This window comes from Tenuifilum thalassicum (assembly GCF_013265555.1).
GTDB lineage: Bacteria > Bacteroidota > Bacteroidia > Bacteroidales > Tenuifilaceae > Tenuifilum > Tenuifilum thalassicum.
This window is the reverse complement of sequence record NZ_CP041345.1, coordinates 1754060-1766208: the sequence shown is the minus strand read 5'-3', so window position 1 is coordinate 1766208 and position 12149 is coordinate 1754060. Positions and strand designations below refer to the sequence as shown.

Annotated in this window: 15 protein-coding genes; 10 read left to right on the top strand and 5 right to left on the bottom strand. The window is 33.3% G+C overall.

Translation table 11 applies throughout. The features are described from left to right. Positions 1-50: 50 nt before the first annotated feature. Together FHG85_RS07420 and FHG85_RS07415 are read left to right on the top strand one after the other, a co-directional pair. Positions 51-1160 carry a hypothetical protein gene (locus FHG85_RS07420; RefSeq protein WP_220429186.1) on the top strand — a complete coding sequence of 370 codons (1110 nt, stop codon included), beginning with the start codon at positions 51-53 and terminating at the stop codon, positions 1158-1160. A gap of 102 nt (positions 1161-1262) precedes the next feature. Next, complete coding sequence (locus FHG85_RS07415) at positions 1263-2366, top strand: universal stress protein (protein WP_173074502.1); 1104 nt, start codon at positions 1263-1265, stop codon at positions 2364-2366. Positions 2367-2413: 47 nt separating this feature from the next. Here FHG85_RS07415 and FHG85_RS07410 read toward each other — a convergent pair whose 3' ends face one another. Further along, positions 2414-3130 (bottom strand): YebC/PmpR family DNA-binding transcriptional regulator, encoded by a 717-nt coding sequence (locus tag FHG85_RS07410; RefSeq protein ID WP_173074500.1) that lies wholly within the window; start codon positions 3128-3130, stop codon positions 2414-2416. A gap of 186 nt (positions 3131-3316) precedes the next feature. Between FHG85_RS07410 and FHG85_RS07405 the strand changes: the two genes are divergently transcribed. Continuing rightward, on the top strand, positions 3317-3781 hold the full coding sequence (locus tag FHG85_RS07405) for a pyridoxamine 5'-phosphate oxidase family protein (protein ID WP_173074498.1): 465 nt from the start codon (positions 3317-3319) through the stop codon (positions 3779-3781). Between the two features lie 90 nt (positions 3782-3871). Further along, positions 3872-4153 (top strand): hypothetical protein, encoded by a 282-nt coding sequence (locus tag FHG85_RS07400; protein ID WP_173074496.1) that lies wholly within the window; start codon positions 3872-3874, stop codon positions 4151-4153. Here FHG85_RS07400 and FHG85_RS07395 read toward each other — a convergent pair. The 4 genes from FHG85_RS07395 to FHG85_RS13390 all read right to left on the bottom strand — a co-directional run bounded on the left by FHG85_RS07395 (position 4150) and on the right by FHG85_RS13390 (position 6795). Continuing rightward, positions 4150-4857 (bottom strand): M48 family metallopeptidase, encoded by a 708-nt coding sequence (locus FHG85_RS07395; RefSeq protein WP_173074494.1) that lies wholly within the window; start codon positions 4855-4857, stop codon positions 4150-4152. The two genes, FHG85_RS07400 and FHG85_RS07395, sit on opposite strands and share 4 nt — an antisense overlap. Position 4858: 1 nt before the next feature. Then, positions 4859-5932: an SPOR domain-containing protein gene (locus FHG85_RS07390; RefSeq protein ID WP_173074491.1), complete on the bottom strand. Its 1074-nt coding sequence runs from the start codon at positions 5930-5932 to the stop codon at positions 4859-4861. A 129-nt stretch (positions 5933-6061) separates the two neighbouring features. Further along, positions 6062-6442: a response regulator gene (locus FHG85_RS07385; RefSeq protein ID WP_173074489.1), complete on the bottom strand. Its 381-nt coding sequence runs from the start codon at positions 6440-6442 to the stop codon at positions 6062-6064. Between the two features lie 17 nt (positions 6443-6459). Next, entirely contained in the window at positions 6460-6795 is a 336-nt protein-coding gene (locus FHG85_RS13390) for a Crp/Fnr family transcriptional regulator (RefSeq protein WP_394366221.1), read from the bottom strand. A gap of 503 nt (positions 6796-7298) precedes the next feature. Here FHG85_RS13390 and FHG85_RS07375 point away from each other — a divergent pair. From FHG85_RS07375 to FHG85_RS07350, 6 genes are all read left to right on the top strand, one after another. Next, complete coding sequence (locus tag FHG85_RS07375) at positions 7299-7676, top strand: response regulator (RefSeq protein ID WP_173074487.1); 378 nt, start codon at positions 7299-7301, stop codon at positions 7674-7676. A gap of 329 nt (positions 7677-8005) precedes the next feature. Then, complete coding sequence (locus tag FHG85_RS07370; protein ID WP_173074485.1) at positions 8006-8998, top strand: hypothetical protein; 993 nt, start codon at positions 8006-8008, stop codon at positions 8996-8998. Between the two features lie 8 nt (positions 8999-9006). Next, the gene (locus FHG85_RS07365) at positions 9007-9408 is read left to right on the top strand and encodes a hypothetical protein (RefSeq protein WP_173074483.1); all 402 of its coding nucleotides are present in this window, start codon (positions 9007-9009) and stop codon (positions 9406-9408) included. 10 nt (positions 9409-9418) lie between these two features. Beyond that, positions 9419-9727: a hypothetical protein gene (locus FHG85_RS07360; protein WP_173074481.1), complete on the top strand. Its 309-nt coding sequence runs from the start codon at positions 9419-9421 to the stop codon at positions 9725-9727. A 15-nt stretch (positions 9728-9742) separates the two neighbouring features. Then, on the top strand, positions 9743-10108 hold the full coding sequence (locus FHG85_RS07355; RefSeq protein WP_173074479.1) for a response regulator: 366 nt from the start codon (positions 9743-9745) through the stop codon (positions 10106-10108). Next, positions 10108-12138 carry a chemotaxis protein CheA gene (locus tag FHG85_RS07350; protein ID WP_173074477.1) on the top strand — a complete coding sequence of 677 codons (2031 nt, stop codon included), beginning with the start codon at positions 10108-10110 and terminating at the stop codon, positions 12136-12138. The genes FHG85_RS07355 and FHG85_RS07350 overlap by 1 nt, the downstream gene beginning before the upstream one ends. Positions 12139-12149 lie beyond the last annotated feature (11 nt).

Here is a 12149-nt window from a genome sequence, read left to right as displayed (position 1 = left end):
TACGAGTAAGGAATTTTTTAAAGTTTAACTAAAACTAAATAGCTATGAAAATGAAAACACTTAAACTTTTATCGCTGCTTCTAGCAGGAGCATTATTTTTTGTGTCATGTTCAAAGGATGAAGGCACAAACCTTACAAAGGAGGAGGCCCAACAGGTAATACAAAATGCAGATCAGGATTTAGTTGCTGAAACCCAAGAAATTACTAGTACCGATGGGTATGTGATAATGTCCGAATTGGGACAAATTTTACCACAAGACTTTTATAACAGCCAAGGGATGAAATCTGCACCATCCTCATGTATGGAGAAGTCGTTTAAGAATGTTGAGCATAAGTTTGCTCTGGAAGGCCATGAACTCAACTTTGATTTTAATCACTTCATATTAAATAATTTTAATGACTTAGTTGGGACATGGGAATACTCTCCAAACGGATGGATACATACAGATACTCCTACTAATCAGGTTGTTGTGAAGTTTCCCCATCCCATGGATAATCCAACAAATAATGTTGTAGTAACATATTACGATTATTCAGATCAAACTAATGGTGGTGAGGTATTCATTAATTCGATAAAGGTAAAAATCGATTATAATGGTAATGAGGTATTCACATTTAACTATAATGGTACCCTAGAGGGTGGTTTTTCATTTAACTCAAATGGCGACTCCTTTAACTTTAAACTTGTTACAGAAATTACTGTAACCTTTGGAAAATTTGAGGTTTACTCAAAAGAATCGTTTGATGCTACCAGCTATCCGCAACTTAGGGTTTCTAAGAATTTCTCTATTAAGAAGGATGGAAGCATAGTTTATGCCCAAATAGCAGATGTTTTGGCAGTTTCCAACAACAACCAAACCGTTGATTTTGATATTACTGCAAAGCAAATAGTTAATGACCTTGAGTTTAGATTGACTATCAAAGGAAATTCGGAAGAACTTGACAGTGCACAAGATCCTAACCAGTTTATCAAAATGTCGTTGTACCGAACAAACGGTGATAAGGTAGGCGATTTTATTTTTGTTAATGAAGGCGGAGACTGGGTTGTTTACTTCAAGTTTACAAGTGGCGAACAGGTGAAAGCTGAAGAGCTAATGCCAAATCTTTCTATGGAGTTAGAGCGCTTCTTTGAGGAGATGTTATTTTCTGCAGAACTATAGTTCTAATTCAAAAATTTGATAAAGTAGGCTGTCTCAAAAGGGCAGCCTTTTTTTCTTGACTTTTTTGTTTAGTTATTTTAAATTTATAAAAAAACGATAGCCATGGAAGAAAAAATGATAGTTATTGCAACAGAAAGTAACTCAAAAGCATTAGTCCTAAAATCCTACCTTGAATCTAATGGAATTGAGTGCTTTCTGAGAAATGAGAATGTAATACAAGGTGCAGTTTCCGAAGGGGTAAAGGTATTGATAAGGGAATCTGATGCCGAAAGAGCTTTGAAATTGATGTCTCAGTTGAGAGATACATCAGCGGGAAAACACAAAGAACAGCAACTTCGCAAAATTCTTGTACCTGTTGACTTTTCAGAGCCTTCACATAACGCTGCGAGGTATGCGGTTATGTTAGCCGCTAAGTATAATGCTCAGATTAAACTTTTACATGTTTTTAACTCGCCTGTGGTTGATATGATTCCCTTTACAGATGTTGCCAGTATTCAAATTGATTTTGACATGAATTACCATGTCCTTTACAACTCTGCAAAAGAAAAGTTGCAAAAGTTTTATCATGATTTAAAAAGTTTTGCGCAAACTATGGGTTATGATAATGTTCAGATAGGGTATTCAATTCGTGAAGGTTATGCATCCTATGGTATAGTTGAAATAAGTAAGAGGTATAAACCTGGTATAATCGTAATGGGAACTAAAGGTGAAGGATTTAAAAGTACCGAGTTAGTTGGGAGTGTTGCTACTGAAGTGTCCGATGAAACACATATTCCTTTACTAGTTATACCTGAAAAGGCTGTTCTTAAAGGTGTAGATGAGGTTAAAAAAGTAGTTTACATTACAAACTTTGATAAAACAGATAAGGTATCTATTAGAAAACTATTAAGAATTGTATCGCCATTTCAAATAGAACTGCATTGTTTACATATAACTGATAAAATTGAAACACCTGCTATAGCAGCATTAATGACAGATACCAAAGAGTATATAAAACGAGTTGTGCCAAAAGTAAAGGTTAAGTGCGATATAATAGAAGCAAAAACTAGTGAAAAGGTAATAATTGATTATATAGAGAAGAACCAGATAAATCTTGTGGCTTTAACACGGCACAAGCGCGGATTACTTTACAAACTGTTAAATCCATCACTGGCAAAACGAATGATATACCATTCAGAAGTGCCTGTTTTGCTTTTCCATGAATAAAAAAAGAGGCTGTTAATTTAGCCTCTTTAAATAAATTAAGTGCTCTACTATTCTACTAACATATTGTGGAACACATTGGTAACATCATCGTCTTCCTCAATTTTCTCAATGAGTTTTTCCACTTCGGCCTGTTCTTCGGGCGATAACTTTTTGGTATCGTTGGGTATCCTTTCAAACTGAAAGCTAATAATGTTGATTCCCTTTTCTTCAAGGAACTTTTGAATTGGTCCAAATTGGGTGAATTCAGCAAAGATCATGATAGAATCCTCTTCAACAAAAACCTCTTCAACTCCATAATCAATTAGCTCAAGTTCAAGTTCATCTAATGAAATATCTGCAGGTGTCTCTATTTTAAAAGAACATTTCCTTTCGAAGATGAAATCGAGCATACCAGTTGTTCCTAATGAACCACCATATTTATTGAAGTAGCTCCGCACATTAGCTACGGTTCGTGTTGGATTATCGGTTGCAGTTTCAACAAGGATAGCTATTCCGTGTGGTCCATAACCTTCGTAAACCATCTCCTTGTAGTCCTTCATATCCTTTTCAGTAGCCCGCTTAATAGCCCTTTCAATATTATCCTTGGGCATGTTTTCCGACTTAGCATTTTGAATTAATAGTCGTAATTTAGGATTTGTGTCAGGATCTGGGCCACCAGCTTTTGCAGCCATTGTAATCTCTTTGCCTAGTCTTGTAAATGTTCTTGCCATGTTGCCCCAGCGTTTTAGCTTGCGGGCTTTACGATATTCAAATGCTCTTCCCATTTTTATTGTTTATTACTTAAGTAAATTTTTTGCAAACGTATATTTTTTTGATTTCTTTAGCAATCTATTTGAAACTAAAATCGCTATCATCATAGTTGTATTTCATTTTTTACAAAACCTACTGAATTTATAATCGCGTTATTTATGTAACTTTAAAGGTTGAATCTTTAATAATGATTGAGAAAAATGAGACCAAGAGCAATTACACAACAACAAGAGATTGAGCAGGTTATTAATGAAACAGATGTTTGCCATGTGGGAATGGTTGATTTGAATGGTATGCCATATGTGTTACCCTTTAACTTTGGGTATCAGGATGGTTTCTTATATCTACATTCTGGACCTGAAGGTAAAAAAATTGATATTTGGAAAAACAATCCAAACGTTTGCATTGCTTTCAGCTCCGATTATTTCCTCCGACACCAGCACGAGAATGTGGCTTGCTCATATTCAATGAAATATAAAAGCGTACTGATGTATGGGAAATTATTGAACATTGAGGATTTAGACGAAAAGAAGAGGATTTTAAATATCATTATGAAAAAGTACACCAACCGTGATGATTTTGATTATAGCATGCCTGCCTTGAAAAATGTTAAGGTTTTCAAACTTGTGCCCGAAAAAGTTGAAGGAAAGGCCTATGGCTATTAAAGTACAGAATTAACCCTTAAAAAAAGGGTTTTTCTTTTTGTTTTTTTCTGAAATGGGTTATATTTATATAAAATTTAGGTCGTCAAAACTATGGCTAATATTAAGGACCTTAAAAAGGATATAAAGCAAATGGTAAAACATTTGCTGGATGAGTGTTACACCCAGCTGGCATATTCCGAACCAATATCTACAGAGTGGTTTCTTGATATAATTTCTGATATTCAAGTGTTAGAAAAAGATACCCTAAGAATAATAAAACAAAAATCTTATGAAAGGGGTAAATCTATTAATGTTGATTATCAGCAAATTGCAAATGAGTTCTACGATAAAGTACTTGAAATTGCAGAAAGAATAAATTCTATTGAGTACTAAAATGGTATTTGGTACCCCTTTAATTCTTTAGAATAAATTCGTGCATTACCATCACAAAGCATATCTAGTAATTGCCAAAAATCTTTACCATGATTTTTAACCTTTGTATGGCATAGTTCATGCAAAATCACATAATCAATTAGGTGGTAGGGAACTAACATTAACCATAGGCTTAAACTAATATTGTTTTTGCCACTACAACTGCCCCAGCGTGTTTTAGAATTTCGAATAGTTACTTTATTGTAGCTAAAATTATAGCGCTTGGCAATGTAATCAATTCTTTTTGGTAGGTAGTTCTTTGCTTCTTTACGTAGAATCTCAGTTGTCAATTTTTTTAAAAATGATTGTAGATTATCATCGTTAATTGATAATGTGCTAGGGTAGTATACGGTATAGTTGTTGTTATTTCGAACCACAGAAACTTTTGATACGCTGTTTGATTGGACTGTTTTAATGCTTGAGAATTTTGTGCGGAATGATGTAATGGGCTGCTGCTTTTGGTTTACTTCGTTTAGCTTTGAAATAATCCAATCCTTTTTTGATAAAACGAATCCTTCTGCTTGAGAGAATTTAACAAGATATGGTATCGTAACATGAATTGAGCCTTCCTTCTTTATTCTTAAAGTAATCCTTTTACATCCTTTTTTGTAGGTGTAATTTACCGTGCCAATGTTTGGATATTGAATCTTCTTTTTAATGCTCATGTTAAAGCTTGATAATCCAAATGCCAGGGAATTTGTTAGCATATTTCCTTTTGTCCGATTCTGCTTTTTGCCGGCTAGCATATTCTCCTATTGTTACAACATGCTTCCCATTCTCACGCAAAAATACGTTGGCTTGAAAGCCTTGCTCATTCAATTTGGAAGCAAGTGTTTTTGCATTTTGAGCGTTTGAGAAGCTGCCAACAACTAGTCGATAAAACACTTTTTGGTTTAGAAGCTTTTGGTTATTAACTAAACTTTCTTCTATTTTATCTTCAATGGATTGTGGCTTAACCTCATTTTTAGAATTTGAATTATTCGCAGTTTCATCAGGAGTTAAAGACTCAAATTCTGCATTCAGATCGTCATTATTCTTATCTTCGGGGAATGCTAAAGGCTCAACGGATTCCGTTGTTACAAATCGATCTTCCCAATCTGGCTCTTCTTCCGATGAAATAATAATTTTAATGCCGAATGCAATTATTAATGAGACAACTAAAGCTATACTAACTAAAACTAGAATTCTTAAACCTAAGGGTTTTGAAGAAGACTTTTTAGGTTGATTTCTTGTGATTGTGTCATTGTTTGGTAAAACTTGTTTTTCTTCAATGTTTAACTGATCATCATTAAGAATTTGCTTTTTTGGTACTTCATTTTGTTCACTTTGAAGTTGTTTGTTTCCATCATTTTGTATAAAACTTTCGTTTGCTATGACAGCTTTTTCGTTTTTATCTTCTATGTTTTCTTCAATAAATTCAATCTCTTTACCTGATGATTCTGGTGTGTTGTTTCGTTCTGGTACATTTTCATCATTTGTACTTGTAGAAATTTCATTTGAACCATTGTTTGGGGTTAGCTTAAGAGTCCCTTTTGAGTCAAAAGTTAACATCCCAACATTTGGTATTTGGAAACTTCCAATATTCCTTATTTCATTAGAGATTTCAGTTGATAGACTTAATGCTAGACTATGTGCTTCTTCTTTTGAGTATTTAAATTGTTTAATCAGTAGTTCTTCTAGTTGGCCATCGTTATATTTAAGGTATGGGCTGAAAGTTATTTCAACTTTGCCATTTTCCAATTCTTTATGCAGGAATGCACCAACGTTAGGTATTATTAAACGTTTCTCGTTAAGTATTAATTTGGAAAGATGAGCCCTGTCCATTCTTTATAAATTGAAATGAAAAGCAAAGTTAGAATAAATTAGTAATTAGTTGCTCAACCTTGGAGTCACTTTTGAGATCGCTTCTTTAATCTTTTCAATGGAGTATGGCTTAGTAAGAAGGTAATCGAATCCTACATCTTTAAAATCATCAAAAAAATTAGCTGGATTGTGTGCAGTTAGTGCAATAATGGGAGTATAACGAATTGGTGAAGGAAATTTTTCACGAATATACTTTGTTGTTTCTAATCCATTCATAACAGGCATCTCAATATCCATAAAAACAACATCAATTTTTTCTTTTTGCAAAAGTTCTATTGCTTGTTTCCCATTTTCTGCTTCGAAGCAGGTCGCGTTTAAAGGTTTCGTAATTTCTTTTAAGAGCAACCTGTTAACAAAAATATCGTCAACTATTAAAATATTTGCCATATGCTTTATGATTTAAATCACCCTAATTTACTTAAAGTTTTCAAAATATCATAGCTGTTTATCTTAACAGAGTTTCTATTTAGTTCAATTATCCTATCGTGATTAAATTCTGAGAGGGTTCTGATTAGGCTTTCTTTTGTTGTTCCACAGATTTCTGCTAATCCTGCTCTATTTAATGGAAACTCAAATTCGTCGCTAGAATATATTTCTTCTGCAAAGTATAGTATTAAATCGGCAACTCTCCCTGGAAGTTGCTTAAAAAGTAAACCCGATAGCCTGTTGGCTTGATAAAGATAATCCTTACTAAAGCATTTAAGGAATTCTTTTGATAGCTTATGATTGTTTTCTAGAATTGTATCAAGTACTGAAAAGGGTATTTGACAAACCGTAGAAGCTTTTACAGAAGATAATGTAAAGTTAAAAGTTATACCATTTAGGAGTGATGGTATTCCTATAAAATTTCCTGAGTAACCAACTTTAATACAATGTTTTTTGACCTTCGTAACTCTCTGCTAATTTTAATATGGCCCTCAACAACATAATATACCAATTTACTTATAGATCCCTGTTTTGCTATTATTTCCCTGTTTTTAAAATGTATAACTTGGATGTTGCTGAGGAGTAATTTTTGTTCATTAATAGAAAGTATTTGCTTTAGGGAATTGTGCTATTCCCGAAAATTGCGCTAAAATCTAATTTTGATCTATCAAACATCTATATTTACTTATTGCCCTAATATAATGAAAAAAATAGATTAAAAAAGATGATATAAATCACCATTTGTGATGATATAAAATGCTAATGATTTTGAATTAATAATATTATTAATGTTTAGATTTGAAAATAATTATTTACGATGAGTTCTAGTGGGTACATATTAATAGTTGATGACTCTGTTACAAATCAGGTGTTACTCGAATCAATACTTGAAGAAGAGGGGTATAAGACTATTACCGTTAGTAATATTAAGGAGGCTTGGCTAAGAATTGAGAAAGAAAGACCAAGGCTTATACTGCTTGACTTATTAATGCCTAACACTACTGGTGTTGAGTTTTTGCAAGAGTTTATGGCTAGTAGCTTTGCTAAACATATTCCAGTTTTTGTTGTTTCAGCAGCGAATACTAGCTATTATAAGGAAAAATGCAAGGCATTGGGTGTTAATGAGTTCTTCCCTAAACCCGTTGATATAAAATACTTAATTTCAAGGGTCAAGCAAGTATTATCAAATCAATAATGGACCTAAGGTTATATGGCTAATATAAATCAGATATCAGATTATTTTACGAAAGTTGACTCCAATGTGGTTGAAATATTAAGTTGTGCTGCTAACGATTTTCTTTCCTAAACAATAGATTTAAAGAGGCACATAAGGGGTCAACTTATATCTTAGAGAATGCTGAAAAAATAATATCCATTTACTCTTCTAGCTTTAAAAGTGAAAATATCATTAACCTTAAGGATCTTTCAAAAAAAATTTCAACTTTAAAAGAAAGTTATTCTCAGATTGGAAGTAATGCATTACTATTAATAAAGGAAATAAGCGGTACACTTGATGGGATAGAGTTGCAAAGAAAAAATATAAGCCAAAACCTCTTAACCCAGAAATTCTTACTTTCCAATTTAAAGATATCGGAGATAGGTTCAAATAAACTAGAAGAAAAGAACGAGGATTCGGATTATATTATTGAATTTAATCGTCTGATTAATAGGGCTAAACTTTTTGAGCAAGAGCAACTTAAATTACTAAAAGAAAATAAAGAAGCATTAGAAGAGGTTTACAACAAAACCCAAAAGGGTATCAAGCAGATTGAATCAAATCTAGATGCTATACTTAAAACACTTAAGAAAGTTATAGAGTTATTTTCAGAAAAGCAGCAAGAGCTAAACATTAGCTTACCTAAACTACAAGAGAATAATAGCAGGTTAAGGGAAAATATTGATAGCATTATTACCAACTTGCAGTATCACGACATTATTAGGCAAAAAGTTGAGCACGTACAACAGTCACATAAAGAGTTACTTAAAAACCTAAAAAAAATAGATGAAAATACCGGCGATAAGTTTTTGATGCAAGTCAAAGAGATTGTTAATATTCAATCGGCATTACTAGTAAGAGCCAACAAGGAGTATCAGACTGCAATAGAAAAGATTGTAACGCGATTTAAATCAATTGGTAGTATCTCATTTGCTATTCTTATTCAATGTCAATCACTAACTAAGAACAATAATATTAAGGTTGAGACTGATATTTTAGCAGTAACCGATAGATATGCTAATTTAATTAAACAAAATTCTCACAGTGTAGTTGAGCAAGCAAAAGATGTTTCTCAGATTCTATCTGATTCTCTAATAAAGCTTGATAATTCTATTATTGATGAGATTATACAATATAGTAGCCGTTATGTGGAAATGATTAGCCATCCTGAATTTAGTTTGCAAACTAACCTTATAGAACAGTTTAAAACCGTTGAACGGGATATTACTGCATCTCAAAACCTAATTCAAATTCTAAATCTTGAGTATCTGATAAAGTTTCTGGTTTTGAGAAACTTTTAGAAATTTTAGTGCAAAATGCTAAAACAAGTCGCTCCGATGATATCTCCATTGAGCTAAAAGGGATTACAGATAAAATGCTAGAAAATGAAGAAGAGGTTTTAGTTTTGCTTAATAAGAATAAAGCCGAAAGTGAAAGATTAGAAAACACTATAGAGAGTGCAATCTCTGATATAAAATATTATGAAGTTTTTGAAGTAAAGATAGTTGAGATAATTAAAATTCTTCAAAAGATTTATAAAAACTTGAGTGGTAAAAGTGATACCCAGCTTGATAAAGATGACCTGGATTTTATTAGAACAATGTACACAATGGATGCGGAACGCCAAATACATGATCAGGTAATTAATGGAGACCATGATATTAATGATTCAAATATTGACGAGGAAGATAATGATGTTGAATTTTTTTAATAATTAGATTATGGATAAACAAGATAAAACCTATAAGTTGAGTTATAACGAAGAGAGTTCAGAGGTTTTCATTTCTGGTGATCTCTCACTAAATAATGCTAATAGCATTAAAAACGACTTGGTGAAATTATATAAGAAAGGAAAACCTGTTTCAATTATCATATCAGATATAATTGTCATCGATTTAGGTTTTATACAGCTTATTCGATCATTTTTATTTTCCATGTTGGAAGATGGAGTTAAGTCAAGCGTTAAGTTTAATTTATCAGATGAAATGTCAACTCTTTTTAAACGTTCTGGGTTAAAAACTGAATATTAATTAATACAATATGATATGGCAAAGACAATTCTCATAGTCGACGATTCCGATAGCATTCGTGAAGTAGTGAAGTTTACCCTAGAAAACGAGGGGTACAATGTACTAGTTGGTGTAGATGGTAAGGATGCGTTAAAGCATCTAAATGGACAACCCATCGATTTAGTTATTACCGATTTACATATGCCAGAAATGGATGGTATTGAATTGATAAAAAAAATACGGGTTACACCTGGCTATGAGCGTATTCCAATTCTTTTCCTAACAACTGAGTCGCAAGCTGCCAAAAAAATGGAAGCTAAAGAGGCAGGTGCTACAGGTTGGATTATTAAACCATTTGTTCCTGCAAAGCTTTTAGCCGCAATTAATAAAGTTATAAGGTAATGGATAGTTTTAGGAAGAAATTTATAGAGGAGGCAACTGAGCTTATTGATAAGCTTGAAGTTGCTTTGCTTGATTTGGAGAAAAATCCTGAGGATGAAACGCTTGTTCAGCAAGTTTTTAGGATTATGCATACCCTAAAGGGTAATAGCGCAATGTTTGGGTTTGAGCTAATTGATAATTTTACTCACAACCTCGAAACCATTTACGACCAGATTAGGAACAATGAACTTGAACTCTCAAAGCCAATTCTTGATGTTACCTTTGCTTGTGTAGATCACCTTAAGTCTATGCTAGATGAGCAAAATTATAATGACCCCGATTTTAAAACTATTCATAGCGGATTGGTTGAGAAGATAGATGCTATAATAAACCCTCAAAAACCTGAAGGAAAAGTTGAAAGTAATAGCAAACCAGAGGCGAAAGGGGTAACATCAACCTATTACATTTTGTTTGAACCCAACGCCGATATTTTTAAAAATGGAACTAATCCATTGTATTTGTTAGATGAACTATGTTCTTTGGGCGATTATAAAGTATTTGCTCACTTTAATCGGGTTCCTCAAATTGCCGAGATAAATCCGGATGAGTGCTATACATACTGGGAGGTCCTACTTGCAACAGATAAAGACGAAAGTGTAATTCATGATGTTTTTATTTTTGTTGAATCTGATTCAACGCTTGAGATTCAAAAGCTTGGTGAAGAAAACTTGGTAGCCGATCAAACTTTTATTAAGGAGGTTGAAAACCTGGCTGAAGTACAAAAGGATGTTGGATTAGTAGCAATTCAACGCTTAGCCAAAGTGGCAATATCCAATATCAATAAGCGAAAAGCAGAAAAGTTTACAAAGGAAAGGATAGCAGTTAAGGATAAAACCGCATCAAGTATTCGGGTTAGTTCCGATAAACTTGATACTCTAATGAATCTAGTCTCCGAGTTAGTAACTACTCAAGCTCGCTTAAGCCTTTTCTCAGAGCAAAATAATATTCCTGGGTTAAATCCTATTGTTGAGAATGTTCAAAAATTAACCAGACAGCTAAGGGATATTGCCTTTAGTATAGTTTTAATCCCCATTGAGAATCTTTTTGGACGCTTTCAGCGTTTAGTTAGGGATTTGTCGGCAGAACTCAATAAAGATGTAGAGTTTATTGTAGAAGGAGCCGATACTGAACTTGATAAAACGATAATTGAGAACTTGTCCGATCCGTTAATGCATATTCTCCGCAATAGCATGGATCATGGAATAGAGGAGGCAAGGGTTAGAATTGCTAACGGGAAACCTGCTAAAGGTAAAATTGTTCTTAAAGCTTTTTATTCAGGAGCTAGTGTTATCATTCAAGTTATTGATGATGGAGCAGGCATCGACCCTGAAATGATTCATGCCAAAGCTATTTCAAAGGGATTGGTGCTGCCTGATAAGAAAATGAGTAAAAAGGAGATATTAGACCTTATATTCCTACCAGGATTTTCAACAGCAAAAAAGGTTACCGATGTTTCTGGAAGAGGGGTTGGAATGGATGTTGTTCGTAAGAAAATCTATGACATTCGAGGTGAGGTTGAGGTCGATTCAGAAAAGGGAATTGGAACTACAATTACCATAAAGTTACCGTTAACACTTTCTATCATTGATGGGTTGCTTGTAAGTATTAACAAGTCGCCCTACGTTGTTCCACTCTCAGCAATTGATAAAATATATGCTGTTGAAAAGGACAAAATTTATAACACATTTAACAATTTAATAACTCTAGATGGTTCGCAAATTCCATTCTTCAGCCTGAGAAAAGAATTTGATTTAGAGCCAAGTAACGAGGAACTTGAGCAAGTAATTGTTGTGAACTTTGAGGATGAGAGCGTAGGGCTTGTTGTTGACTATGTGATAGGTGAATATCAAGCTGTGCTAAAGCCCTTAGGAAAACATTATAAGAACCACGATATCTTTTCTGGTGCAACAATTCTTGGTGATGGTACTGTTGCTCTAGTTATGGATACTAACAAGATTATTAAAATGTTTGCTATTGGTAATAAGGAGTAAATTTTAAAAAT